This window comes from Paracoccus sp. M683, assembly GCF_007096355.1.
In the GTDB taxonomy this organism is placed as follows: Bacteria; Pseudomonadota; Alphaproteobacteria; order Rhodobacterales; family Rhodobacteraceae; genus Paracoccus.
Genome location: NZ_VKDF01000014.1, coordinates 24742 through 49165, shown reverse-complemented (window position 1 = coordinate 49165; position 24424 = coordinate 24742). Strand labels below are relative to the sequence as shown.

Genomic DNA, 24424 nt, shown 5'->3' with positions numbered 1-24424 from the left:
AGGGCCGTTCCCGGTCAGAACGGCACGTCATCCCCGCCGGCTGCACCCGAAGGCTGGACATAGGCGGCCTTGATCGTCTTGAAGCCAGTGGTGAATTGCACGGTCAGCGTATCCTCGGCGATGCCCATGATGGTGCCGTTCCCGAATTTCTGGTGAAACACCCGGTCGCCCACGGCAAAGCCCGCTGCCGGATCGGCGTCGATCACCACGGGCGTGCGATGCACAGGCGCCCTGCGAACGGCGGCGTTGGCCTGCATCCGCTTCCAGCCGGGCGAGTTATAGACATCGGCCTGCGCCGCCCGGTCATGCATGTCGGTTCCGGCATTGGCCCCGGCAAAGGCCATCGCCGCGCCATAGCCGCCACCATAGAGGCCGGGCGGGGTCAGCACCTCGACATGATCGGTAGGCAACTCGTCGACAAAGCGCGAAGGCATGCTGGATTGCCACTGCCCATACAGCCGCCGATTGCCGGCAAAACTGATCGTGGCCAGCCTTTCGGCCCGCGTGATGCCGACATAGGCAAGCCGCCGCTCTTCCTCCAACCCCTTGTTGCCACTGTCTTCCATCGCGCGCTGGCTGGGAAACAGCCCGTCTTCCCAACCGGGCAGGAACACGATGGGAAATTCCAGCCCCTTGGCGGCATGCAGGGTCATGATGCTGACCTGTTCGGTCGTCTCGCCCTCGTCCCGATCCATGACCAGCGCGACATGCTCCAGAAAGCCCTGAAGATTGTCGAATTCTTCCAGCGCCTTGACCAGTTCCTTCAGGTTGTCCAGCCGGCCCGGAGCATCGGGCGTCTTTTCGTTCTGCCACATGGCGGTGTAACCGGATTCATCCAGAATCCGCTCGGCCAGTTCGACATGGTTGGCGCTGCTGTCGATTGCATCGGCATGCCAGCGCCCGATGCCGGCCACGAAATCACGCAGGTTGGCCAAGCCCCTGCCGCCCAGATGCCCCTCGTCCACGGCAATCCGCGCGCCTTCCAACAGGCCCACGCCATTTTGCCGCGCAACCGTCTGGATCGTCTTCACCGCCTTGTCGCCAAGGCCGCGCTTGGGGGTGTTCACGATCCTTTCAAAGGCCAGATCATCGGCCGGGCTGACCACCAGCCGGAAATAGGCCATGGCATCGCGAATTTCCTGCCGCTCATAGAAGCGCGGTCCGCCAATCACCCGATAGGGCAGGCCGATGGTCATGAACCGGTCCTCGAAGGCGCGCATCTGATGGCTGGCGCGCACAAGGATGGCGATGTCGTTCAGGCTTGTCCGGCCGATGCTGGCGCGGTGGCCGCCCTGGAATGCCTCGATTTCCTCGCCGATCCAGCGCGCCTCGGCCTCGCTGTCCCAATGGCCGATCAGGCGAATCTTTTCGCCCTCTTCCTCGGCATCGGTCCACAGGGTCTTGCCCAGACGGCCCGCATTCGCGGCGATCAGCCCGGAAGCCGCGGCCAGGATATGCGGGGTTGAGCGGTAATTCTGTTCCAGCCGGATCACCCGCGCGCCGGGGAAATCCTGTTCGAACCGCAGGATGTTGCCCACCTCGGCCCCGCGCCAGCCATAGATCGACTGGTCGTCATCGCCCACGCAGCAAATGTTGCGATGCGCCTGCGCCAACAGCCGCAGCCACATGTATTGCGCGATATTGGTGTCCTGATACTCGTCCACCAGAATATAGCGGAACCGATCCTGCCATTGTTGCAGCACATCGGGATGGGCCTGAAACAGCGTCACGCAATGCATCAGCAGATCGCCGAAATCGACGGCATTCAGCGCAAGAAGCCGGTCCTGATAGGCGGCGTAAAGCTGACCGCCCATGCCGTCAAAGGCCGCGCCCTCGCCCTTGGGCAGCCGCGCCGGGGTGATGCAGCGGTTCTTCCAGCCGTCGATCAGTCCGGCCAATTGCCGCGCAGGCCAGCGTTTTTCGTCGATATTTTCAGCCGCAATCAGCTGTTTCAGCAGGCGCAGCTGATCATCGGTGTCCAGAATGGTAAAGCTGGGCTTCAGATGCAGGCCATCCCTGCCGATCAACTCGGCATGGCGGCGCAGGATCTTGACGCTGATCGAATGAAAGGTGCCCAGCCAGGGCATGCCCTCGACCGCCTCGCCCAGCAACCGGCCAATGCGCAGCTTCATCTCGCGCGCGGCCTTGTTGGTGAATGTCACCGCCAGAATCTGCCCAGGCCGCGCCTTGCCCAGCATCAAGAGATGCGCAATCCGCGTGGTCAGCGCGCGGGTCTTGCCCGTCCCCGCCCCCGCCAGCATCAGAACCGGGCCGTCCAGCGCCTCGACCGCTTCGCGCTGCGCGGCGTTCAACCCCTCAAGATAGGGGGCCGGGCGCGCGGCCATGGCGCGCTGCGACAGCGGCACGGCAGCCTGGAAGGCATCGGTATCATCGAACTGACTCATGCGTGAAACATAGCGATGACCGCCCCACATGGGAAGAGTGTGTTCTTATTATGTTCCCAACATTCGTGAAAATGCCACCTTCGCCACAGAAGCCGTGCAATACGGTCCTTGACGCAAGACCTGTTCCCCTTCAGCAAGGGTGCCGGGTTAACGATCATCAGGAGATTTCCATGCGTCATTTCAGGCCTTTGCTTCTTGCCACCTCAATTGCCTCGCTCTCATTGCCGCTGTCAGGCACGGTCGTGCTGGCGCAGGAACCGGCGCAGGCGGCGACCGGCGCGTGCGGGCAGCCTGTGGCGCTGAATGCCGGCACTCTCAGCTTTGATCAGCAGCCGACGGGCGTGACGGGCGAGTTCGTGCAGCTGACGCGCAACGAACCGCAATATGTGGAAATCACCACCACGGCCCCGATCGCGCTGACCATGGCGACAGATACCAGCCAAAGCGACCCGACGCTGGCGCTGTTCGATCAGCAGGGCAAGGTCGTGACATCGGATGATGATGGCGCTGACGAATCCAACGCACGCATCGTCGCTGCTATGCAGCCCGGCACCTATTGCCTGCAAGTCGATCAGTTCTTTGACCCCGAAACAGCCGGCGCCATCGTGCCCGTCACGGTCGCGCCGGCCCCCGGCCCCGATGCCTGCATCACCAGATCAGATGCGCCGGTCGAGATCGGCACGGGCAGCGACGAAATCATCACCAGTGGGCGGCTGTCCGGTGCCGTGACCATGGCTGTGACCGTCAAGGCCGGCACCGGCGTTCAGATCATGGCCAGCAGCCCCGTCTTTGACACCTTCCTGCGGCTGGAGGATCAGATCGGGCAGCTGGTGTCCGAAGATGACGATGGCGGCGGCGATACCAACAGCAAGCTGGATCTGGTCGCGGAAAACGAGGATCGCACCCTCTGCATCAGCCTGACCGCGCTTGGCGATGACGAAGGCGGGCTTTATGCCCTGTCGATCGCGCCGATCAGAACGCCCGGCTGACCAGGGCGCAGGCCCAACAGCGACGAACGCGCGGCCTGGGTCAGGCCCTGAGCCGCGCGAACAATGCCGGGTCCAGCGATTGCTGGGCAAAGGTCGGGCCATCGGTCAGCACGCTGACCGCGTCATGGGAATGCAGCGATTCCTGATGGCTGGCGACGACGTGGAAATCGCCGAACCGCTCATCCTCGACCAGCGCGCCGGCAAAGGCGCGCACCGCGTCCTCGACAAAGATCGGATTGGCGGCGTTCAACTCGGCAAAGGCCTGCTCATCCTCGCGCTTGACCATCACCTGCGTCTCGGTCGGCACGGCACGGCGGCACAGATCCACCAGATCCTCGAACCAGATCTTTTCCGGCCCCTTCATCACTGCGGAAATCCGCGCGATTGACCGCTGCGAATGCGGCGTGGCCAGCCTGCCGCGCACTTCGCGCGCATGTTCGGACAATTCCAGCGAACAGGGGCAGGTCGAGGAATAGACATAGTCGAAATGCACGATCCGCAGCCGCTGCCCTGCCCGTTCGACCACCTCTTGCGAGATGTCGTAATATTGCCAGCCGGTCAGCCCGGAACGCAGCGATTCAACCCGCACCGGATAGGACAGCCGCATCAGGATGCGCGCGTCAAAGGCGTCCAGATCGGTCTTGTAATCGTCCAGCGCGCCTTCCAGCACCTTCAGGCTGAACTGCTTTTCCGAATGGGCATAGAAGGACCGCATGATCCGGGACATGTTGATGCCCTTGCGATCGGCCTCAAGACTGACGGTGCCGGTCACGCTGGTTTCCAGCGTGATTTCGCCCCCGTCGCGCCGCTGATAGCGGATCGGCAGCCGGAAATTCGAAATACCGACATGCTGGATCGGCTTATGCGCGCCGACAATCAGGCTGGCCGGGCCGTTTTGCAGGTCGGGCAAGCTGGCCTTATAGGCCGCGTCAACCTTGAAATCGGCGTCATAGTCACGCGCCAGCGCGGGATAAGCCGGGATCATCGGACGGTTCTCGGTCATCTGCACTCCTCCAGCCTGTCGGGGCCGCTGCCAGCATATAGGCGCGGTCACCCGAAATCCCAAGCCACGGCGAGCAAATTGGTTCCCGCCCGACCCTGTCAGTTCCCGAACGCCTGCCGCAGATCGGCGATCAGGTCATCGGCACTTTCCAACCCGACGGAAAGGCGCAGCAGGCCCGGCGTGATGCCCAGCCTTGCGCGCTCATCCTCGGACAGGCGCTGATGGGTGGTGGTGGCGGGATGGGTCACAATCGACTTGGCATCGCCCAGATTGTTGGAAATCTTGACCAGCTGCATCCGGTTCAGCGCGGCAAAGGCTGCATCCTTGCCGCCGCGCAGTTCGAAGGCGATCATGGTGCCGCCCGACCCCATCTGCGCCATGGCCAGATCGTGCTGGGGATGATCAGGCAGGCCGGGATAGATCACCCCACTCAGCGCCGGATGGCCCTGCAACGCCTTGGCGATGGCAAGCGCGCTGTCGGCCTGTGCCCGCACGCGCAGATCCATGGTCGCCAGACCGTTCAGCATGATCCAGCTGTGAAACGGGCTGATCGCGCCGCCGGTATGTTTCAGGTAAGGCTCGGCCACCTTGCGGATATAATCGCGCGTGCCGCAGATCACCCCGGCCAGCGCCCGGCCGCCGCCATCAATATGCTTGGTCGCGGAATAGACGACGACATCGGCGCCCAGTTCGACCGCGCGCGAAAAGACCGGCGTGGCAAAGACATTGTCGACCACCACCACGGCACCAGCCGCATGGGCCAGATCGGCGACGGCCTTCATGTCGATCACCTCTAGCGTCGGGTTCGAGACGCTTTCGAAGAACACCGCCCTTGTGCCAGGCCGCAGCGCCGTGCGCCACTGGTCCAGATCGGTGCCGTCGACATAGCTGACCTCGACCCCGAATTTCGCCAGCAGGTCCAGCACGAACAGACAGGACCCGAACAGGGCCCGCGCCGCCACGACATGATCGCCCGGCGCGCAAAGCGAAAACAGCGCGCCATTCACCGCAGCCATGCCGCTGGCCGTGGCAAAGGCGTCTTCAGTCCCTTCCAGCGCGGCGATGCGATCCTCGAACATGCGGCTGGTGGGGTTGCCATAACGGGCATAGATGAATTCGTCCGGGCCGGTCTCGATGAAGCGCGCCTCGGCCTGTTCGGCGGTGTCATAGACAAAGCCCTGGGTCAGAAAAATCGCCTCGGCCATCTCGCCATATTGGCTGCGGCGGGTGCCGTGATGGACCGCCATGGTCCGGGGATGGGCGGGTTTCTGCGGCTTATCGGTCATGATTGCGGCCTTCTTTGCTGTGATTGCGGGTTACAACCAGCCGGCCATCCGCGCAACCAGACATTCGCCAGCACCTGAGCAAGGCGAATCACAATAACCCGACGGCGCAATTTCGCCGATAAGCTTACAATTCAAGATTGAGCCTGCATTGCAGGATGCTCGCAATGGCTTCCGAAATCAGGAATCCCACAAATTCAATTTGGTATTATTGAGTAATTTCAAATGTTTAAACTATCACTGTCGCGCTAACTTTTAGACAGGTTGTGCGGCGAATTACCGCCGATATTTATAACTTAATTTAAGCATTTCGAGTTGCGAGTGAGCCATGGGCAAGTATGAGAAGTTCGGCCAACGCGGTCGTGATCGTGATCGTGATCGTGATCGTGATCGTGATGAAAACGATCGGAAATTCGACCAGCGCGGCAACGACCGGGACCACGACAAGGGCCGCGGTCATGACAAGGGACGCGACCGCGACAACGGCCGCGATCATGACGGCAAGGCAAGACATGATTCGGATCGGCAAGATCATGATCGCGGTGGCCGAGATCATGGTCAGCCCAAAGACGGAGATTGCGGCCTGACAGAACCAACACCTGAAGCCAACTGCGTCAAATGGGTCCTGACTGCCGGCGACGTCGTCGTCGAGGTCCGCGCGACCCTGAATGATGCCGGTGATGTCACCTTCAACTACCAGCTGGTCAGCGGCACCGCCGATCTGAACGGGCTGTATGTCGACATCGACAATGACGGCGGCGCCATTCGGAAACTCGAAGGCGGCAACAATATGAAAGGCTCAAGTTCCGACGGCTTCGATTGGGCCAAGATCATCGGCACGGTGGGCGGCAATGATGCCGACACCACCTCGGGCAGCGTGACGGTTTCGCTGGCCCAGCTGAAGATCGACAGCCTGGCCGATCTGGCCGATGCCGAACTGGGCATCCGCGCAACCAGCGTCGGCGAGAACCGCGACGGCAGCCTGAAGCTGGTGGGAACCGGCACCGCCATCTGCGAGCCGGCAGAGCCCGCAGATCTGTGCGACCGGGCACCCGACGGCCCGAATGTTGCCGGCAAGGTGGCAATGTCGGACAGCCAGATCACCCAGTTGACGCTGAACTTCTATGATGTGACCGGGCCGGCGGCAGGCGATACCAGCGGCGACTGGTTCTACACCGTAACGCTGAACGTGCCCGCCGAGATGGGCGAGGATCCCGATGCCTATCTGGATCAGATCGTCGCCATGCTGATCGAGCAGGACCCCTATGTCACGGCCGATCTGCTGCTCAAATCGGTCATCGTCACCGATTGCCACGGCGAGCAGGCGAATTATGGCATCGCCTATGACAGCGACATCCCCAATGGCGAAGGTGCCGACGACCTGCCCTGGACGGTGTTTTTCGACTATGACCATGTTCTTGACGAAAACACCGATATCGCCGGTCACACCGACGCGACCTATGATCTGACCATTTCAGACGACGAGTTCCTCTTCGCCTGATCCAGAAAGCCCCCCCAGCAAGAACGAACGGCGGCCCCAGTGGCCGCCGTTCTTTTATGTCGCAGGGTTAGCGCCGCTCACAGATAGTCGCCGCGCTGCAATCCGTATTTCGCCATCTTCTCGTTCAGCGTCCGGCGCGGCAGGCACAGTTCTTCCATCACGCTGGCGATGCTGCCCTTGTGGCGGCGCATGGTGTTGTCGATCAGCATCTTTTCAAAGCTTTCGACATATTCCTTCAGCGGCTTGCCCTCGGTCGTGGTGGCCTGCTGGTTGTCGTCACCATCCGCCATCAGAAGCGAGGCGATGGACCCCGACCCGCGCCTGTTTTGCAGCACGGCACGTTCGGCCACATTGATCAGCTGACGGATATTGCCGGGCCAGGGCGCCTGCAACAGCTGCGCCGCCTCTTGCGCGTTTACCTGCGGCGGCTCGCAGCCATATTCCTCGCTGAACTGTTCCGTCATGCGGGTGAACAGGGCAAGAATATCCTCGCCCCGCGCACGCAGCGGCGGCAGGGTGATCTTCAACGCCGACAGCCGATAGAAAAGATCCGGGCGCAGCGAATCCTCGGCCTTGCGCCCCTCGCCACGCGCGTTCGAGATGGCGATGATCCGGGTTTCGGCCGGCACGCCCTGATCGCTGATAAAGGCCAGCAGACGGGCCTGAAGCGGCTCGGACAGGGCCTCAATATCCTCAAGGCACAGGGTTCCTCCGCGCGCCTCTTCGACCGCTGGCACGCCGTTTTCCATCGGCCCGAACAGGCGGACCGTCAGCGCCTCGTCATTATAGGCCGCACAGGATACGGGCACGAATTTCTTGCTGGCCCGCGGACCGACCGCATGCAGCGCATGGGCCACCAGCGTCTTGCCGGTACCGGTTTCGCCGTCAATCAGAACATGGCCATCGGCCTGACCCAGATCCAGAATATCCTCGCGCAGGCGTTCCATCACCGGGCTGGTGCCGATCAGCTTGGACATGACCTGCTGGCCTTCGGACAGATCGCGGCGCAGGGCGCGGTTATCCAGCGTCATCCGCCGCGATTGCGTGGCCTTCTTGGCCAGTTCGGTCATACGATCGGGGTTGAACGGCTTTTCCATGAAGTCGATGGCCCCAAGACGCATCGCCTCAACTGCCATGGGCACATCGCCGTGACCGGTGATCATGATGACCGGCAAGCCGGAATCGACCCCCATCAGCCGCTTCAGAAAGGCCATCCCGTCCATGCCGGGCATGCGGATATCAGTGACCACCACACCGGGCCAATCCGGCCCGATCACCTTCAGCGCCTCTTCGGCGCTGGCGAAGGTCTCGGTCTGAAAGCCCGACAACACCAGCCACTGACTGATCGATTCCCGCATATCGGGTTCATCATCAACGATCGCGATTTTCAGTTTACGTGCCATTGGCCATCCTCGTCATTCGTTGTTCATTCGGCCGCAAGCGGCGCCCCACCCTGTGGGTCTGGCGCATCACGCCGTGTATCGGGCTCGAACAGCGGCAGTTCCACCAGGAACACCGCGCCCCCGCCCGTTTCATTATGGGCCGTCAGACGCCCTCCGAAATCGGCAACAATACCGGAAGAAATCGCAAGACCGAGACCGGTTCCCTCGCCCGGCTTCTTCGTCGTCCAGAAAGGTTCAAACAGTTTTTCCAGATCTGCAACACCCGGCCCGTTATCGCGAACGGACACATAGGCGTGAGAACCGGCGCTGACCGACAGCTCGATCATCGCGTCGCGGCGCGATTTCACGGCATCGACAGCATTGCGCAGCAGGTTGATGATCACCTGCTCCAGCCGGATGCGATCAGCCAGGACCATCACCTTCTCGCGCGGAAAGATATGGCTGACCCTGATCGTTCCAGTCCGCAGCTGCGGTTCCATCATCGTCAGTGCGGCCGAAACGCTGGCGCGCAGATCGACCGGCTCGACGGCCTCGCCGCCCTTGCGGGCATAGCTTTTCAGCTGCCGGGTGATGGATCCCATCCGCTCGACCAGATCGTCGATGCGCTGAAAGCTGGACAGCGCTTCCTCGGGGCGACCGCGCTGCAATAACAGCCGTGCTCCGGCCAGATAGGTCTTCATCGCAGCAAGGGGCTGGTTCAACTCGTGGCTGACGCCGGCCGACATCTCGCCCAAAGCCGCCAGCTTGGAACTTTGCTGCATCGTCTGTTCGGCCACGCGCAATTCCCGCTGCACGCGCACGCGCTCGGCGATCTCGGCCTTCAGCCGGCTGTTCAGCGCCCGCAGATCCGCCGATTCACGCATGACGGCGGCCGATTTCACCCGCTCGCGACGCGACAGCATATAGAAGGTGGCGGCCAGCAGGATCGCAAAACCCATGATTTCCAGCGCGAGGATGCCATTCACCCGCTCGCGGATCGAATCATAGGTCGCAAAGGACACCATTCGCCAACCGCGGAACGGAATGCGGGCCTCGGTCTGCATCACCGCGCGGCCCTGCACATAGGCATCCGGCGGCATGTTGGTCCAGTCGGCCGTCACCTGATAAGCCCGCTCGATCGCCGTAGGGGCCGAGCGTACGGCCAAGGCCACGGGCAGGGTCAGGCCACGCCAGCGAGGCTCGGTCGTCAGGATGATCGTTCCGCCGCTGTCCAGCACCGCCACCGCATCGGATATGCCGGCCCAGGACCGTTCCAGCCGGGTCAGATCGGCCGCCACCACGATGACGCCCACGGCCTTGCCATCCGCGACGACGGCGCGGGAATAGGTGAATTCATTCCCGCCCGCATCGTTCTGACTGACGGTAAAGACGGTATCACGCGACCGCAGCGCATCGACGAAATAGGGCCGCGTGACATCATTCGTGCTCAGCACCTGTCGATCGGTCGCCGCCACCGTCCGGCCCGACGCATCCAGCAACCGGATCGAGGCGACGTTGATTTCCTTCTGGGCCGCGATCAGCCGGGCCGAGGTCGACGAAAAATCCTGCCCGTTCAGCGATCCGATCAGCGCCGGATCACGCGCCAGCAAAAGCGGCACCACCGAGGTGCGCTGCAATTCCGACCGCAGGTTCCCGATATACAAGGCCGAGCGCAGCTCTTGCCGCACCCGCGTCGTTTCCGAGAAGCGTTCTGTCAGCCAGGCATTTGTGACCCATAAGACGACCGCCGCTGTCACCAGAATCAGCGCAATGGCCGCACGCAACCACCACGGATTACGCAGGGGCGCATCCGATTCCGTATCGGACAGGCGATCCGGTTTCGCTTCTCTTGCCAATCCGCAAATCCATCAAACGGCAATGCATCACAGCAATCTAGGGCCAGAACGGGTTCGGCTCAAGTCAGGCGGCGACAGCCTGCCCCACGAGGGCACGAAACAGCACCGCCCCGTCATTGCCACCCAGCGCCGGATCGGCGGCGCGTTCGGGATGGGGCATCATCCCCAGAACCCGGCGATTGTCCGAGAAAACGCCGGCAATATCGGCCACCGAACCGTTGACCGGCGCGGCATAGCTGAAGGCCACACGCCCTTCCCCCCGCAGCCGGGCCAGCCCTTCGGCGTCGATCTGATAATTGCCATCATGATGGGCGATGGGCACGGTGATCCGCTGCCCGGCCTGGTAGCCAGCGGTAAAGGCGGTATCGACGGCCTCGACCCGCAATTCGACCGGCTTGCACAGATAGGTCAGCCCGTGATTGCGCATCAGCACCCCCGGCAGCAGGCGCAGTTCGGTCAGTACCTGAAAGCCATTGCAGATACCGATCACATAGCCGCCCCGAGCCGCATGATCGCGCAGCGCCGCCGCGATGGGCGAATGCGCCGCAATGGCACCACAGCGCAGATAATCCCCATAGGAAAACCCGCCCGGCACCGCGACCAGATCCGTTCCGGCCGGCAAGGCCTCGTCCTTGTGCCAGACCCTTGCGACATCCGCGCCCGCCTGTTCCAGCGCAACGGCCAGATCGCGATCGCAATTCGATCCGGGAAAGGTAATGACGGCGGCTTTCATAAGACGGCTCCTGCTGGGCGACGCCTTCTCTTACCGCAGCCATCGGCCAGAAAAAAGGGGGCGCTGCCCCCACCGCCCGTTCCGGGCGGCCCCCCTGGGATATTTGGATCAAAGCGAGGCGAAATTCTTCTTCATCCAAATATCCCCGCCGGAGGCAAAAAGGGCCGGGCGATACGCCCGGCCCGTTATCCTGCGCCTCAGTTCAGCGCCTTGTTCAGATATTCGTCAACCTTTTCCAGATAGCCCATGGTCGTCAGCCATTTCTGATCCGGCCCCACCAGCAGCGCCAGATCCTTGGTCATGAACCCATCTTCCACGGCCTGAACGGTGACTTTTTCCAGCGTGGTGGCAAAGTTCATCAGCGCATCATTCCCGTCCAGCTTGGCGCGGTGCTTCAGCCCGCCCGTCCAGGCATAGATCGAGGCAACCGAGTTGGTCGAGGTGGCGTTGCCCTTCTGATGCTCGCGATAGTGGCGGGTCACGGTGCCGTGCGCGGCCTCGGATTCCACGATCTTCCCATCGGGCGTCATCAGAACCGAAGTCATCAGCCCCAGCGAGCCAAAACCCTGCGCCACGGTATCCGACTGCACGTCGCCGTCATAGTTCTTGCAGGCCCAGACATAGCCGCCCGACCATTTCAGCGCCGATGCGACCATGTCGTCGATCAGGCGGTGTTCATAGGTGATGCCGGCCTTCTTGAACTTCTCGGCGAATTCCGCGTCGAACACTTCCTGGAACAGATCCTTGAAGCGACCGTCATAGGCCTTGAGGATGGTGTTCTTGGTCGACAGATAGACCGGCACGCCGCGGTTCAGGCCATAGTTCATGCTGGCGCGGGCGAAATCGCGGATCGAATCGTCCAGGTTATACATGGCCATTGCCACACCCGAACCGGGCGACTGGAACACTTCATGCTCGATCGTCTCGCCATCGTCACCGACGAATTTGATCGTCAGCTTGCCCTTGCCGGGAAAGCGGAAATCGGTGGCGCGATATTGGTCGCCAAATGCGTGGCGGCCAACGATGATGGGCTTGGTCCAGCCCGGCACCAGCCGCGGCACGTTCTTGGCGATGATCGGCTCGCGGAAGATCACACCGCCAAGGATGTTGCGGATCGTTCCATTGGGGCTGCGCCACATCTTCTTCAGGCCAAATTCCTCGACCCGCTGTTCGTCCGGGGTGATGGTCGCGCATTTCACGCCAACACCGTATTTCTTGATCGCCTCGGCCGCGTCCACCGTGATCTGGTCATCGGTGCGGTCACGTTCCTCGATGCCGAGGTCGTAATATTTCAGGTCGACGTCCAGATAAGGCAGGATCAGCTTCTGCTTGATGAAATCCCAGATGATCCGGGTCATTTCGTCGCCGTCGAGCTCGACGACGGGGTTTTCTACCTTGATCTTCGACATGGTGGCTCCCTTCGATTACTATCGGCTTTGCGGGCGGCTATACTGCCATATCAGCGGAAAGGAAAGACGGTATGCGATTGTATGCATTCCTTTTGGCATCATGTCTTGTGATGGCAGCCGCGACACAGGCAGGGCCATTCCTGCCAGGGATCAAAGGCTGAACAAGCAGCGCGGCGGGATGTCCGACGGCATCGACCAAATATTGCGCGCAGGCGCGATTCTGCGCCGACTCACCCCGCGAAATGCAAACGCAAACGCCGATGCAACGCCGCCCAAAGCCGTGGGGCGCCACGCGCGACCTTCTCGCCCACCCGCGTTTCGATATCAGCCAGCGTGACCCCATAGTCGACCCAACCCGCCCCGCCCGACAGCAGGTTCTGCACCACCGGCTGCGCCCGGTCCAAGGCCTTGGCAAAGACCGCATCAGGTGTTTCGGTCGCCTCGAACTCCTGCCACAGCGCGTACAGCGCGGCGGCTTGCGATGGCGGCAGCAGCCCGAATATCCGCCGCGCCGCCGCAGCCTCGGCGGCCTGCACCTCGACCGAGCCATGCGCCTGGCCGCCTGCGGAATGCAGCGGCACATCGCCCACATCGATCTCGACAAGATCATGGATCAGCAACATGCGGATCACCCGGCCGATATCAATGCCGGCGCCAGCCTGATCGGCCAGGATCAGCGCATATAAAGCAAGATGCCAACTGTGCTCCGCGCTGTTTTCCTGCCGTGACCCGTCAATCAGCGTATTGGCGCGATAGACCGATTTCAGCCGATCCGCCTCGGCCAGAAACCGCAGCCGGCGGGTCAGATCCCCCTCGGGGGGCGCCTCGCCCGCAAGCAACACCCCGGCCGCCGCCATCGCCTCGGGCCATTCTTCCCGCAGCCGCGCGGCCCTGCCACCGGCAAGATTGTCGCGAACGATGGTCACGTGATCGGACAGGGGCTGCGGCGCCATCAGCACCTGAAACAGCGGCTGTGCATGATCCATCCGCTTGGCCATGACCGCATCATCGTCAGCGACCTGCTCAAACCCTTGCCACAGCGCGATCAGGGCATCGGGCCCGGCGGCCATCCCCATGATCCGCGCCGCCGCCTGCGCCTCGGCCCGCGCCAGCGCATCGCGATCATGCTCCAGATGGATCGGCTGGTCGCCCACGTCGATCTCGACCAGATCATGCAACAGCAACATGGCAATGGCGCGATCCGACGCCCCGAAAACCAGCGCCCACAGCGCGACATGCCAGCTGTGTTCGGCGCTGTTCTCGGGCCGCGACAGATCCATCAGCGCATTCGCCCGCAGGACCGATTTCAGCCGGTCGGCCTCGGCCAGAAAGGCCAGGTTCCGCACCAGCCCTGCCGCTTCTTCTTCATCCAAATATCCTGGGGTCCGGGGCAAAGCCCCGGCTTGCCCTGTCACCGCGTGGTCTCGGTCAGCCTGCGGCGCACATAGGTCTGCACAAGGTCGATCATCGGCTTCATATGCGCCTCATCATCGCGGAAGAAGTGATCAGCGCCCTCGATTTCCTCATGCGTCACGGTGATGCCCTTCTGCTCGGCCAGCTTGCCCACCAGTGTCTGCGTATCCTTGGGCGGCGCCACACGGTCGGCGGTGCCATTCACGATCAGCCCCGAGGACGGGCACGGCGCCAGGAAGCTGAAATCATAGACATTGGCCTGCGGCGCGACCGAGATAAAGCCGGTGATCTCGGGCCTGCGCATCAGCAGCTGCATCCCGATCCACGCGCCAAAGCTGAAACCGGCGACCCAGCAATGCTTGGAATTGGGGTTCATCGCCTGCAAATAATCCAGTGCCGAGGCGGCATCTGACAGCTCGCCAATACCCTGATCAAACTCGCCCTGCGACCGGCCGACTCCGCGGAAATTGAACCGCATCACGGTGAAGCCCATGTTATGAAAGGCATAATGAAGGTTATAGACGACCCGGTTATTCATCGTCCCACCATATTGCGGGTGCGGATGCAGCACGATGGCAATTGGCGCGTCGGGCTTGCCGGGCTGGGGGTGATAGCGGCCTTCCAGACGTCCTTCGGGACCGGGGAAAATCAACTCGGGCATGGGCTTCCTTCGCGGACAGGGATTTCTTGACGCTAATGCGGTCGGGCTCTAGATCACACTATCTGGTGCGCGCATGCGAAAAGCGCAAGAACAGGCGTCTGCGGCATAGCGCAGCGCCACGGCACGCGTCAAGAAAACCGCACCGCAGGATGCACAGACCGAGGAGGGACCGGAATGAAGCTGTCGACCAAGGGCCGTTATGCCGTCATCGCATTGACCGATCTGGCCATCGCCCGTTCCGACGACCTGACCTCGCTGGCCGAAATCGCCGAGCGTCAGGATATATCGCTGGCCTATCTGGAACAGCTGTTTGTCCGCCTGCGCCGCGCCGGGCTGGTTGACAGCGTCCGTGGCCCCGGCGGCGGCTACAAACTGGCGCGCACGCCCGAAACCATCCGCATCGCCGATGTGCTGGAGGCGGTGGACGAAACCGTCAGCGCGCTGCACGTGGGGGCGGGCGCGTCGGGCGGGGTGTCGGGGTCGCGGGCGCAGACGCTGTCGAACCGGCTGTGGGAAAGCCTGTCGGCCAATGTCTATGTCTTCCTGCACAATCACACCCTGGCTGATGTCGCCAGAAACCAGCTGCTGCCCTGCCCCGCCTTGCCGCAGATCCTGCGGGTCGTGGACGAATAGCCCCACGGCAATCGACACTATCCGCAATCCGCGCCGCCGCACCGGACATTCCGGCGGCGGCGTTTTTCGTCCAGCCGCGCCGATGCCATGAATCCGCGCCTTTGCCGGAATAATCGGTGTGACGGTTCGTTGTCCGTTTTGTGACGCCAAACAAAACAGACGTGCCCTGTTCGGGGCGCAGCGAACCGATTGGAACAGACCGATGGCCAAGAAAACGACCCAGGACAGCACCGACTTTGCGCTGACCGATAGCGATAGCGATCCAGATACCGATACCAGCCAGAAGCCGCATCAACCCGAGCCGGCGCTGACGATCACGGCCGATCCCGCGTCGGAAACACCGCCACCGGACCCGACGGCCGGGGACACCGCCGATCAGGCCGAGACAATCGGCGATGCGCCCACGAAATCCGGCAAGAAGAACAAGAAAGCAAACAAGGACAAACCCGCCGAGGACCCGCTGCCCGGCAGCAACAAGGCGGTCGAGACCATGTTCCGCAACGCCTATCGCGCCGAACTGGACACCATCGCCCTGGCCGCGACAAAGGCCAATATCATGATCTCACTGAACGGTTTCATCATCTCGGCGCTGATGATCTCGGGCGCGTTCATCTTTGCCTCGTCGCCGGCCTTTCTGATGCCAGCGGGGGTTTTCATGTTTACCGCCGCAACCTCGATCATCTTCGCGCTTCTGGCGGCCTCGCCGGAACGGGCGGATCTGTTCAAGACGATCTGGGGCTGGATGTGCGATGTCCGGCATCGCCGCGCCGGGCTGGGCGATCTGCGCCGGCGGCTGTTGCAGGCCAGTCGCCCCCGGTCCGAGGAACAGGTCAATCTGCTGATCTATGAGGACCGTGTCCGCCTGTCGCGCGACGAGCATTGGCAGCAGATGCAGGCCCTGATGCGCGACCGCGAGCAGGTCTATTTCAGCATGAGCGACCATCTCTATTGGCTGGGCACGGTCACTGACCGCAAGTTCCGGCTGCTGAATCTGTCCTATACCGCCTTCCGTTGGGGCTTGCTGGCCTCGCTGATCTGTTTCATCGGGCTGAAATTCGTGCTGGGCGTCGTCGCCACCGCCGAGACCCACAATACCGTGCGGCTGCGCAGCATGGGCATCGGCGAGTTCGAGGCGATCTATGAACCCTCGGCCGTGCAGCAACTGCCCGACGGCCGCATTCTCGTCGTCGAGGACGAGCCCGACCGCGCCATCAGCCTGCTGACCTTTGCCGAGGATGGCAGCCTGACCGAGGATCACGGCTCGGGGTTGAAGATCATGCGTGGCTTTGGCCGTCAGCTGGACGATCTGGAAGGGCTTTCCATCGACGACAGCGACCGGATCTATGCCACCACCTCGCATTCGCTGACCAACAAGGGGGTCAGCAAACCCGACCGCGAACAGCTGATGCGGTTCCGCATCTCGGGCGGAAATATCGGGGAAATACAGACCTATACCGGGCTGCGCGATGCGCTGATCAACTCGGCCGTGATCCGCGACGAACTGGCCGCCCAATCCGGCGCGACCGCCGATTTCAAGGATCTCAACATCGAGGGCCTGGCACATGTGGCCGAGAAAAACCAACTTTATGTCGGCTTGCGGTCGCCGCTGGCCGGGGACCAGTCGGTGATCGTGGTGATCGAGAACCCGGACGCCCTGTTCGACCGAGGTGCCGAGCCGCGCTTTGGCCCTCCCATCCTGCTGCCCCTGCAAGGCGGCGGCATCCGGGCGCTGAGCTTTGACCCGATCCTGCGCAGCTTCCTGATCGTGAACGAGATCGAGGGCTATGAGGGCAACCGCTATTCCCAGCTATGGAGCTGGAGCGGCGAGCCCGCAGCCGAGCCCGAGCCGATCGCCCTGCCCGACATCATCAATCTGAACAATGTCGAATCCATCGACTCGATCGTCGTGGACGGCCAGCCCCGCCTGCTGATCATGAGCGACGAGGGCAGCGAGAAGAAGAACGAACCGGCGCGCTATATGATGCTGGATTACGAACAGTTGCAGCGCTGATCGGGAATGATGACGATCACGCCGCGCGTGCCGGCCCTGCGGCGCGCGCGGTTTCTATGGCCTCGGACGGGTCGGGTCCGCCGTCGCGGCGCCCACCCCTGCCCGTTCCGAATAACGGTCGACCAGCTGATCGCGATGCTGGCGGGTCAGCACGGTAAAGCGGACCAGTTCCTCCATCACATCGACGATACGCTCGTAAAAGGACGAGGCGCGCATCCGGCCATTCTCGTCGAATTCCTGCCAGGCGCGCGCGACCGACGACTGGTTCGGGATGGTGAACATCCGCATCCACCGGCCCAGAACCCGCATATTGTTCAGCGCGTTGAAGCTTTGGCTGCCGCCGTTGACCTGCATCAGCGCCAGACAGCGCCCCTGCGTCGGGCGGATGCCCCCCATCGACAGCGGGATATGGTCGATCTGCGCCTTCATCAGCCCGGACATCTGGCCGTGGGTCTCGGGCGTGGACCAGACCATCGCATCGGACCAGATCGCATGATCGCGCAATTCGGTGATGGCGGGGTGACCGTCCTTGTGCTGGTCGGGAAAAGGCAGGTCCGAGGGATCGAAAATCCGCGTTTCGGCCCCCATCTGCCGCAAAATACGGGCCGCCTCTTCCGCAGCAAGACGGGAATAGCTTTGCTGGCGCAGGCTGCCATACAGCAGCAGCACCCGGATCGGATCGCCCGTCGGCCCAAGGTCAGCCGCGGGATCGGGGCGGAAACGCCCGCGATCCAGCGCCGGCAGATGGTCGGGATCGGAAAGGGCGCTCAGCCGCATCAATCGGCCGACCCTGGTGGCAACTGCTGAAAGACCGTTTCCTTCGGCCGCGCCAGACGGGTGCCCTGCGGGGAAAAGACCAGCGGGCGTTCAATCAGGCGCGGCTCGCGCGACAGCGCCTCAAGCAGCGCGTCGCCATCCAGCGCCCGCACGTCATCTGGTGCATCCTTGCGGCGCAGCAGATCGCGTGGCGTCCCGCCCATCGCCGCCACAGCCGCGCGCAATTCCGCCACGGAAGGCGGATCCTGCTGATAATCGCGCACCACAGGCGCAACCCCGGCATCGCGCAGGGCCCCCAGCACAAAGCGCGAGGTCGAACATTTCGGATTGTGCCAGATGGTATAGTCGCCGGCCATACGCCCCCCCGTTTTCTTCAGCGGAACCTAGCCCGAGGCATCCGGGATGGGAAGCGCGGTCGAGTTCTTGATTTCCTCCATCGACAAAAGCGCGGTGACGTTGTGAATCCTGACCTCGCTGATCAGCGACTGATAGAAGCGATCATAGGCCCGCGCGTTCTTGACCTGCACCTTCAGGATATAGTCGATGTCTCCCGCCAGCCGATGCGCCTCGATCACCTCGGGGCGTTCGCGCAGCGCCTTCAGGAACCGCGCGGCCCAGTCTTTTTCGTGTTCGCTGGTGCGGATCAGGACGAAGAAACAGGCCTCCAGCCCCAGGGCCTCGGGGTCGAGAATCGCCACCTGCCGGCGGATCACCCCGGCCTCGCGCAGCTTGCGGATTCGGTTCCATACAGGGGTTTTGGATGCCCCCACCCGATCCGCGATCTGGTCCAGCGACAGGCTGGCATCCTCTTGCAGCAGGGACAGGATTTTTCTATCCACCTCGTCCAGCCGGACAGGTGTTTGTGCATGTGCAGCATTGCTGGAAACATGTTCCGACATCAGAGGCCCAATCATTGTATCGTCCTTATTTCCCAGACCCCGCTGCCAAAATCCAGAACAATTTTCTATATTAGAGACATCCACCGAAAGGGCAGAAAGATGAGCAAAGCCTTCACTCCGACAGCCGCCAAACCCGGCGTCATCACCGCAAACAACCTGCGGGAAGGCCACAACGTCTGGATGTGCGAGGACGGCTGGACGACCGATCCCGCCAAAGCCACCCTGTTCGAGGACGAAGCCATCGCCGATCTGGCGATGTTGCAGGCGATCGGTCAGGCCAATCTGGTGGTCGGCCCCTATCTGGTCGAGGCGCGGCGCGGCCCCAATGGCCCCGAGCCGACCCATTTCCGCGAGGCGTTCCGCCAGCGCGGTCCTTCCAACTATTTCCACGGCATTCAGGCCGACAAGAAAACCGAGGCCAGCCATGTTTGACGCCCGCCCGATCGACACCGAATATGTCCGCCATCGCGCCGCGCAGTTCCGCGCGCAGGTGGCCCGCCGCCTTGACGGCAGCCTGACCGAGGACGAGTTCCGCCCGCTGCGCCTGATGAATGGCGTCTATCTGCAACTGCACGCCTATATGCTGCGGGTTGCCATCCCTTACGGCACGATCAGCCCCGACCAGATGCGCACGCTGGCCCTGCTGGCCGGCAAATGGGACAAGGGTTACGGCCATTTCACGACCCGCCAGAACATCCAGTATAACTGGCCCAAGCTGGTCGACATCCCCGATATGCTGGACGCACTGGCCGCTGTCGGGATGCACGCCATCCAGACCTCGGGCAATACCATCCGCAACACCACGACCGACGTTTTCGCCGGCGCGGCCGCGGATGAGCTGACCGATCCGCGCCCCTATGCCGAACTGATCCGGCAATGGTCGACCGACCATGCGGAATATCAGTTCCTGCCGCGCAAGTTCAAAATCGCCATCTCGGCCGGCAAGCGTGACCGCGCGCTGGTGACGGCCCATGATATCGGCCTGCGTATCGTCGAACAGGATGGCAAGCTGGGCTTTCAGGTCTTTGTCGGCGGCGGCCTTGGCCGCACGCCCATGCTGGGCCAGGTGATCCGTGATTTCCTGCCGGAAGAGGATCTTCTGCCCTATCTGGAAGCGATCATCGCGACCTATAACCTGTCGGGTCGCCGCGACAACAAGTACAAGGCCCGGATCAAGATCACCGTGGCGGAACGCGGCATGGAGGTGTTCCGCGCCGAGACCGAGGAAGAATTCCTGCGCCGCCGCGCCGAATTTACCGGCGTCGACCGCGACGCGCTGGACCGCTATCGCGCCCGCTATGCCGCGCCGGAATTCCGCCTGGCCCCGACCGAAAACTATGACGCGGCCCGCGCCGCCCGCCCGGCCTTCCGCAGTTGGACGGATACCAACCTGCACGCCCATCGCGCGCCGGGTTATACCAGTGTGGTCATCACGCTGAAGGCGCCGGGCACCACGCCGGGCGACGCCTCGGCCGAACAGATGAACCTCTTGGCCGATCTGGCCGAGCAATACGGCCATGGCGACCTGCGCATCAACCACGACCAGAACGTCGTGCTGCCGCATGTCCATGTCTCGGACCTGCCCGCCATCTATGACGCGCTGCTGCCTGCGGGTCTGGCAACGGCGAATGCCGGCAAGACCAGCGACATCATCGCCTGCCCCGGCATGGATTACTGCGCGCTGGCCACGGCCCGCTCGATCCCGATCGCGCAGGATATTTCCGACCACTTCCGCGCCAACGGGCTGGAGGACGAGATCGGCCAGCTGAAGATCCGCATCTCGGGCTGCATCAACGCCTGCGGCCATCACCATCTGGGCCATATCGGCATCCTCGGGCTGGATCGCGCGGGCGTCGAGAATTACCAGATCACCCTTGGCGGCGACGGTTTTGACATCCCGGCCATCGGCGAACGTGCCGGTGCGGGCTTCCCCGCGGAAGAGGTCGTGCCCGCCATCGACCGCCTGATGCGCGCCTATCTGGAAAACCGTCAGGACGAGAACGAGCCCTTTATCGACGCCTATCGCCGTCTTGGCGTGGCGCCGTTCAAGGCGGCGCTTTACCCGGAGAAGGTGGATGCTTGATCAAACACTCGACAGCCGCGCCCTGCGCCTGAACGAGCGGTATCGCCACCACGCGGCGACCGAGGTTCTGCGCCGCGCGGTCAGCGATCCCGACCTTGGGCGGGTGGCGCTGGTGTCCTCTTTCGGGGCGGAATCGGTGGTGCTGCTGCATATGGTCAGCGTCGTGGCGCCGGGCCTGCCGGTCCTGTTCATCGACACGCAGATGCTGTTCCCCGAAACGCTGGAATATCAGCGCGAGGTGGCGAAGAAGCTGGGGCTGACCAATGTTCAGATGGTCGGCGCCACCGATGCCGAAATCGCCCGCCACGATCCCGACGGCACACTGCACCAGTTCAGCACCGATGCCTGCTGCGATTTCCGCAAGACCGTGCCGCTGGAACGCGCCCTGTCCGGCTTTGACGCCTGGATCACCGGGCGCAAGCGCTTCCAGGGCGGTCAGCGCACCGCGCTGGAATTCTTCGAGCCAGAGCCGCCCGCCCGCCTGCGCATCAACCCGCTGGCCCATTGGCGCAGCGAGGACGTGCAGGATTACATGGCCGAGAACAACCTGCCCCGGCACCCGCTGGTGGCCAAGGGTTACCCCTCGATCGGCTGCGCGCCGTGCACCTCGCCGGTGAAACCGGGCGAAGATCCGCGCGCAGGCCGTTGGCGCGGCTCGGAAAAGACCGAATGCGGCATTCACTTCATCGGCGGGCGCATGGTACGCGTCCCCCAAGGCGGAAAGGTTCCGGCATGAGCGATACGATCATCGTCCAGGATGACGGCTTTCACCCGGCAGGTGCGCCGGCCGAGGTGACGCTGGCATCGGACACCGCACCTTCGGAGCTGGCGGATTACATCCATCGCAACCTCATCGCCATCGACTTTCCGGCCATGGGCGACGGGCGCGGCTTCACCCTGGCCCGCCGCCTGCGCGCGCTTGGCTTTCAAGGCCGGTTGCGCGCGACCGGCAAGCTGATCGCGGATCAATATGCGATGGCCCGCCGCGTCGGCTTTGACGAGGTCGAGATTTCGGCCGAACTGGCTGCGCGCCAGCCACAGGACCAATGGCTGGCCCGCGCCGATTGGCAAAGCTGGGACCACCGCGCCCGGCTGGCGGGATAGACCGGGCCTTTCGCCTGGCCGCCGCATGACCTAAAGACATCAGGACGAATGACTATGACGCTGGACCTTACCGTGACCAACGCCACCGCCGCCGACAAGCCGGCCAAGACCCTGCCCGACGCCCAGACCGTGACGGCTGTGCGGCACTGGAACGACCACCTGTTTTCGTTCCGGGTGACGCGGCCTGCCAGCCTGCGCTTTCGCTCGGGCGAATTTGTCATGATCGGGCTGCCGGGCGATAACGGCAAGCCGTTGCTGCGCGCCTATTCCATCGCCTCGCCCAATTGGGATGACGAGCTGGAATTCTATTCGATCAAGGTGCCGGACGGACCGCTGACCTCGAAGCTGCAACATATCCAGCCGGGGGATGAGATCATCCTGCGCCCCAAACCCGTGGGCACGCTGGTTCTTGACGCGCTGCTGCCGGGCAAGCGGATGTGGTTCCTGGCCACCGGCACCGGCATCGCGCCCTTCGCCTCGCTGATGCGCGACCCCGAAACCTATGAACGGTATGAGCAGGTCATCATGATGCATACCTGCCGCAATGCCGATGAACTGGCCTATGGCCGCGAACTGGTTGAAAACCTGCGCAACGACCCGCTGCTGGGCGAACTTTACGGCGAGGAATTCGCCTCGCGCCTGCTTTACTACCCAACGACGACGCGGGAAGAGACGCCGTTCATGGGCCGCATCACCGACAACCTGACCTCGGGCAAGGTCTTTACCGACCTGAACCTGCCGCCCATGTCGGTTGAAAACGACCGTGCCATGATCTGCGGCAGCCTGGCCTTCAACATCGACGTCAAGGCGGTGCTGGAAGGTTTCGGCCTGACCGAGGGCGCCAATTCGGACCCCAAGGAATTCGTGGTCGAGAAGGCGTTCGTCGGCGACGGCGTCTGAGGGGCGTTGCCCCTCGCCGTCTGGCGACGGCTCCCCCCAGGATATTTTCATGAAGAAGAAAGGGCGCCCGAGGTCTCGTGGCGCCCTTTCTTCTTCATACAAATATCCCACGGGGGTGCGGGGGTGTGAAACCCCCGCTGCTGCGATCAGAAGAACGCCTGAAGTCCGGTGATGGCGCGACCCAGAATCAGCGCATGGACGTCATGCGTGCCCTCGTAGGTATTCACCGTTTCCAGGTTGGCCATATGCCGCATCACCTGGAATTCTTCGGAAATCCCGTTGCCGCCATGCATGTCGCGGGCCCAACGCGCGATCTCCAGCGCCTTGCCGCAATTGTTGCGCTTGATCAGCGAAATCATTTCCGGTGCGGCCTGTGCCTCGTCCAGCAGGCGGCCGACGCGCAGGCTGCCTTGCAGGCCAAGCGAAATCTCGGTCAGCATGTTCGCCAGTTTCAACTGGTGCAGCTGGGTCTGGGCCAGTGGCTTGTTGAACTGCTTGCGATCAAGCCCGTATTGGCGGGCGGCGTGCAGGCAGAACTCGGCCGCGCCAAGAACGCCCCAGCTGATGCCATAGCGCGCCCGGTTGAGGCAGCCGAACGGCCCCTTCAGCCCCTCGACATTGGGCAGCAACGCATCCTCGCCGACCTCGACACCTTCCATCACGATCTCGCCGGTGATCGAGGCGCGCAGGGACAGCTTGCCGCCGATCTTGGGGGCGGAAAGGCCCTTCATCCCCTTGTCCAGAACAAAGCCGCGAATCTTGCCGCCATGGGCCTCGGATTTGGCCCAGACCACGAAGACATCGGCGATGGGCGCGTTCGAGATCCACATCTTGGACCCGGTCAGCACATAGCCATTGGCGGCTTTCTTCGCGACCGTCTTCATGCCCGCAGGGTCGGATCCGGCATCGGGTTCGGTCAGACCGAAACAGCCGATCCACTCGCCCGAGGCCAGTTTCGGCAGGTATTTCTGCCGCTGCTCCTCTGACCCATAGGCGTAGATCGGATACATCACCAGCGAGCTTTGAACCGACATCATGCTGCGATAGCCGCTGTCCACGCGCTCGACCTCGCGGGCGATCAGGCCATAGCTGACATAGCTGGCGCCAAGCCCGCCATATTCCTCGGGGACGGTGACGCCCAGCAGGCCCATCTCGCCCATTTCACGAAAGATTGCGGGGTCGGTCTGTTCGTCGCGATAGGCCGCGATCACGCGCGGTTGCAGCTTGTCCTGGGCATAGGCGCGGGCTGCGTCGCGCAGCATCCGCTCATCCTCGGACAGCTGATCCTCCAGCCGGAACGGGTCTTCCCAATCGAAGCGACCCAGATCGGGCGCGTCCTTCGCCTTCAGCTTCGCGGCCATGGCGTTCTCCTCATCCAATTT

Annotated in this window: 22 protein-coding genes; 9 read left to right on the top strand and 13 right to left on the bottom strand. The window is 62.9% G+C overall.

Annotated features, from left to right (window positions below):
* Positions 1–14: 14 nt before the first annotated feature.
* Complete coding sequence (locus tag FNJ84_RS18330) at positions 15–2405, bottom strand: ATP-dependent helicase (RefSeq protein ID WP_143794720.1); 2391 nt, start codon at positions 2403–2405, stop codon at positions 15–17.
* 170 nt (positions 2406–2575) lie between these two features.
* Here FNJ84_RS18330 and FNJ84_RS18325 point away from each other — a divergent pair, with 170 nt between their 5' ends.
* Positions 2576–3394, top strand: a complete 819-nt coding sequence (locus FNJ84_RS18325) for a hypothetical protein (protein ID WP_143794719.1) — start codon at positions 2576–2578, stop codon at positions 3392–3394.
* Positions 3395–3434: 40 nt separating this feature from the next.
* Here the strand turns inward: FNJ84_RS18325 and folE2 are convergent, their stop codons facing one another.
* Entirely contained in the window at positions 3435–4397 is a 963-nt protein-coding gene (folE2, locus tag FNJ84_RS18320; protein WP_143794718.1) for a GTP cyclohydrolase FolE2, read from the bottom strand.
* Positions 4398–4495: 98 nt separating this feature from the next.
* Positions 4496–5683 carry an O-succinylhomoserine sulfhydrylase gene (gene metZ / locus FNJ84_RS18315; protein ID WP_143794717.1) on the bottom strand — a complete coding sequence of 396 codons (1188 nt, stop codon included), beginning with the start codon at positions 5681–5683 and terminating at the stop codon, positions 4496–4498.
* A gap of 325 nt (positions 5684–6008) precedes the next feature.
* On the opposite strand from metZ, the gene FNJ84_RS18310 reads away from it, so the two are divergent.
* Entirely contained in the window at positions 6009–7181 is a 1173-nt protein-coding gene (locus FNJ84_RS18310; protein ID WP_143794716.1) for a hypothetical protein, read from the top strand.
* A 77-nt stretch (positions 7182–7258) separates the two neighbouring features.
* On the opposite strand, the gene FNJ84_RS18305 is transcribed toward FNJ84_RS18310, so the two are convergent.
* From FNJ84_RS18305 to FNJ84_RS18280, 6 genes are all read right to left on the bottom strand, one after another.
* Positions 7259–8584 carry a sigma-54 dependent transcriptional regulator gene (locus tag FNJ84_RS18305; RefSeq protein WP_143794715.1) on the bottom strand — a complete coding sequence of 442 codons (1326 nt, stop codon included), beginning with the start codon at positions 8582–8584 and terminating at the stop codon, positions 7259–7261.
* A gap of 23 nt (positions 8585–8607) precedes the next feature.
* Positions 8608–10392, bottom strand: coding sequence for an ATP-binding protein (locus FNJ84_RS18300; RefSeq protein ID WP_370454611.1), 1785 nt, complete (start codon positions 10390–10392; stop codon positions 8608–8610).
* Between the two features lie 91 nt (positions 10393–10483).
* Positions 10484–11152 carry a phosphoribosylformylglycinamidine synthase subunit PurQ gene (purQ, locus tag FNJ84_RS18295; protein WP_143794714.1) on the bottom strand — a complete coding sequence of 223 codons (669 nt, stop codon included), beginning with the start codon at positions 11150–11152 and terminating at the stop codon, positions 10484–10486.
* A 197-nt stretch (positions 11153–11349) separates the two neighbouring features.
* On the bottom strand, positions 11350–12561 hold the full coding sequence (locus FNJ84_RS18290) for an NADP-dependent isocitrate dehydrogenase (RefSeq protein WP_143794713.1): 1212 nt from the start codon (positions 12559–12561) through the stop codon (positions 11350–11352).
* 230 nt (positions 12562–12791) lie between these two features.
* Positions 12792–13934 carry an HD domain-containing protein gene (locus FNJ84_RS18285; protein WP_255471290.1) on the bottom strand — a complete coding sequence of 381 codons (1143 nt, stop codon included), beginning with the start codon at positions 13932–13934 and terminating at the stop codon, positions 12792–12794.
* A 38-nt stretch (positions 13935–13972) separates the two neighbouring features.
* Positions 13973–14635 (bottom strand): alpha/beta hydrolase, encoded by a 663-nt coding sequence (locus tag FNJ84_RS18280; protein ID WP_143794712.1) that lies wholly within the window; start codon positions 14633–14635, stop codon positions 13973–13975.
* 174 nt (positions 14636–14809) lie between these two features.
* Between FNJ84_RS18280 and FNJ84_RS18275 the strand changes: the two genes are divergently transcribed.
* On the top strand, positions 14810–15268 hold the full coding sequence (locus FNJ84_RS18275; RefSeq protein ID WP_143794711.1) for an Rrf2 family transcriptional regulator: 459 nt from the start codon (positions 14810–14812) through the stop codon (positions 15266–15268).
* A gap of 202 nt (positions 15269–15470) precedes the next feature.
* Positions 15471–17279, top strand: a complete 1809-nt coding sequence (locus FNJ84_RS18270; protein ID WP_143794710.1) for a Pycsar system effector family protein — start codon at positions 15471–15473, stop codon at positions 17277–17279.
* A gap of 54 nt (positions 17280–17333) precedes the next feature.
* Here the strand turns inward: FNJ84_RS18270 and arsH are convergent, their stop codons facing one another.
* From arsH to FNJ84_RS18255, 3 genes are read right to left on the bottom strand one after another with little or no spacing between them, the layout of a single operon-like run.
* Positions 17334–18056 (bottom strand): arsenical resistance protein ArsH, encoded by a 723-nt coding sequence (gene arsH, locus FNJ84_RS18265; protein ID WP_143794709.1) that lies wholly within the window; start codon positions 18054–18056, stop codon positions 17334–17336.
* Positions 18056–18412 (bottom strand): ArsC/Spx/MgsR family protein, encoded by a 357-nt coding sequence (locus FNJ84_RS18260; protein ID WP_143794708.1) that lies wholly within the window; start codon positions 18410–18412, stop codon positions 18056–18058. The genes arsH and FNJ84_RS18260 overlap by 1 nt, the downstream gene beginning before the upstream one ends.
* A 27-nt stretch (positions 18413–18439) precedes the next feature.
* A complete protein-coding gene (locus FNJ84_RS18255; protein ID WP_255471289.1) occupies positions 18440–18970 on the bottom strand; it encodes an Lrp/AsnC family transcriptional regulator in 531 nt (176 codons plus the stop codon).
* 84 nt (positions 18971–19054) lie between these two features.
* On the opposite strand from FNJ84_RS18255, the gene FNJ84_RS18250 reads away from it, so the two are divergent.
* The 5 genes from FNJ84_RS18250 to FNJ84_RS18230 are packed head-to-tail and all read left to right on the top strand — an operon-like array spanning position 19055 to position 23042.
* A complete protein-coding gene (locus FNJ84_RS18250; protein WP_143794707.1) occupies positions 19055–19387 on the top strand; it encodes a DUF2849 domain-containing protein in 333 nt (110 codons plus the stop codon).
* The gene (locus FNJ84_RS18245; RefSeq protein WP_143794706.1) at positions 19380–21038 is read left to right on the top strand and encodes a nitrite/sulfite reductase; all 1659 of its coding nucleotides are present in this window, start codon (positions 19380–19382) and stop codon (positions 21036–21038) included. The genes FNJ84_RS18250 and FNJ84_RS18245 overlap by 8 nt, the downstream gene beginning before the upstream one ends.
* Positions 21031–21774 carry a phosphoadenylyl-sulfate reductase gene (locus FNJ84_RS18240; protein WP_143794705.1) on the top strand — a complete coding sequence of 248 codons (744 nt, stop codon included), beginning with the start codon at positions 21031–21033 and terminating at the stop codon, positions 21772–21774. Before FNJ84_RS18245 ends, FNJ84_RS18240 begins: the two co-directional genes overlap by 8 nt.
* On the top strand, positions 21771–22142 hold the full coding sequence (locus FNJ84_RS18235; protein ID WP_143794704.1) for a DUF934 domain-containing protein: 372 nt from the start codon (positions 21771–21773) through the stop codon (positions 22140–22142). Before FNJ84_RS18240 ends, FNJ84_RS18235 begins: the two co-directional genes overlap by 4 nt.
* Positions 22143–22196: 54 nt before the next feature.
* Positions 22197–23042 (top strand): ferredoxin--NADP reductase, encoded by an 846-nt coding sequence (locus tag FNJ84_RS18230; RefSeq protein WP_143794703.1) that lies wholly within the window; start codon positions 22197–22199, stop codon positions 23040–23042.
* A gap of 146 nt (positions 23043–23188) precedes the next feature.
* On the opposite strand, the gene FNJ84_RS18225 is transcribed toward FNJ84_RS18230, so the two are convergent.
* On the bottom strand, positions 23189–24403 hold the full coding sequence (locus FNJ84_RS18225) for an acyl-CoA dehydrogenase (RefSeq protein ID WP_143794702.1): 1215 nt from the start codon (positions 24401–24403) through the stop codon (positions 23189–23191).
* Between the last annotated feature and the right edge of the window lie 21 nt (positions 24404–24424).

What these genes read in the sequence shown, in the direction of transcription:
- FNJ84_RS18330 (WP_143794720.1), bottom strand. Translation starts at nt 2,405, where the DNA reads ATGAGTCAGTTCGATGATACCGATGCCTTCCAGGCTGCCGTGCCGCTG.
- FNJ84_RS18325 (WP_143794719.1), top strand. Translation starts at nt 2,576, where the DNA reads ATGCGTCATTTCAGGCCTTTGCTTCTTGCCACCTCAATTGCCTCGCTC.
- folE2 (WP_143794718.1), bottom strand. Translation starts at nt 4,397, where the DNA reads ATGACCGAGAACCGTCCGATGATCCCGGCTTATCCCGCGCTGGCGCGT.
- metZ (WP_143794717.1), bottom strand. Translation starts at nt 5,683, where the DNA reads ATGACCGATAAGCCGCAGAAACCCGCCCATCCCCGGACCATGGCGGTC.
- FNJ84_RS18310 (WP_143794716.1), top strand. Translation starts at nt 6,009, where the DNA reads ATGGGCAAGTATGAGAAGTTCGGCCAACGCGGTCGTGATCGTGATCGT.
- FNJ84_RS18305 (WP_143794715.1), bottom strand. Translation starts at nt 8,584, where the DNA reads ATGGCACGTAAACTGAAAATCGCGATCGTTGATGATGAACCCGATATG.
- purQ (WP_143794714.1), bottom strand. Translation starts at nt 11,152, where the DNA reads ATGAAAGCCGCCGTCATTACCTTTCCCGGATCGAATTGCGATCGCGAT.
- FNJ84_RS18290 (WP_143794713.1), bottom strand. Translation starts at nt 12,561, where the DNA reads ATGTCGAAGATCAAGGTAGAAAACCCCGTCGTCGAGCTCGACGGCGAC.
- FNJ84_RS18280 (WP_143794712.1), bottom strand. Translation starts at nt 14,635, where the DNA reads ATGCCCGAGTTGATTTTCCCCGGTCCCGAAGGACGTCTGGAAGGCCGC.
- FNJ84_RS18275 (WP_143794711.1), top strand. Translation starts at nt 14,810, where the DNA reads ATGAAGCTGTCGACCAAGGGCCGTTATGCCGTCATCGCATTGACCGAT.
- FNJ84_RS18270 (WP_143794710.1), top strand. Translation starts at nt 15,471, where the DNA reads ATGGCCAAGAAAACGACCCAGGACAGCACCGACTTTGCGCTGACCGAT.
- arsH (WP_143794709.1), bottom strand. Translation starts at nt 18,056, where the DNA reads ATGCGGCTGAGCGCCCTTTCCGATCCCGACCATCTGCCGGCGCTGGAT.
- FNJ84_RS18260 (WP_143794708.1), bottom strand. Translation starts at nt 18,412, where the DNA reads ATGGCCGGCGACTATACCATCTGGCACAATCCGAAATGTTCGACCTCG.
- FNJ84_RS18255 (WP_255471289.1), bottom strand. Translation starts at nt 18,970, where the DNA reads ATGATTGGGCCTCTGATGTCGGAACATGTTTCCAGCAATGCTGCACAT.
- FNJ84_RS18250 (WP_143794707.1), top strand. Translation starts at nt 19,055, where the DNA reads ATGAGCAAAGCCTTCACTCCGACAGCCGCCAAACCCGGCGTCATCACC.
- FNJ84_RS18245 (WP_143794706.1), top strand. Translation starts at nt 19,380, where the DNA reads ATGTTTGACGCCCGCCCGATCGACACCGAATATGTCCGCCATCGCGCC.
- FNJ84_RS18240 (WP_143794705.1), top strand. Translation starts at nt 21,031, where the DNA reads ATGCTTGATCAAACACTCGACAGCCGCGCCCTGCGCCTGAACGAGCGG.
- FNJ84_RS18235 (WP_143794704.1), top strand. Translation starts at nt 21,771, where the DNA reads ATGAGCGATACGATCATCGTCCAGGATGACGGCTTTCACCCGGCAGGT.
- FNJ84_RS18230 (WP_143794703.1), top strand. Translation starts at nt 22,197, where the DNA reads ATGACGCTGGACCTTACCGTGACCAACGCCACCGCCGCCGACAAGCCG.
- FNJ84_RS18225 (WP_143794702.1), bottom strand. Translation starts at nt 24,403, where the DNA reads ATGGCCGCGAAGCTGAAGGCGAAGGACGCGCCCGATCTGGGTCGCTTC.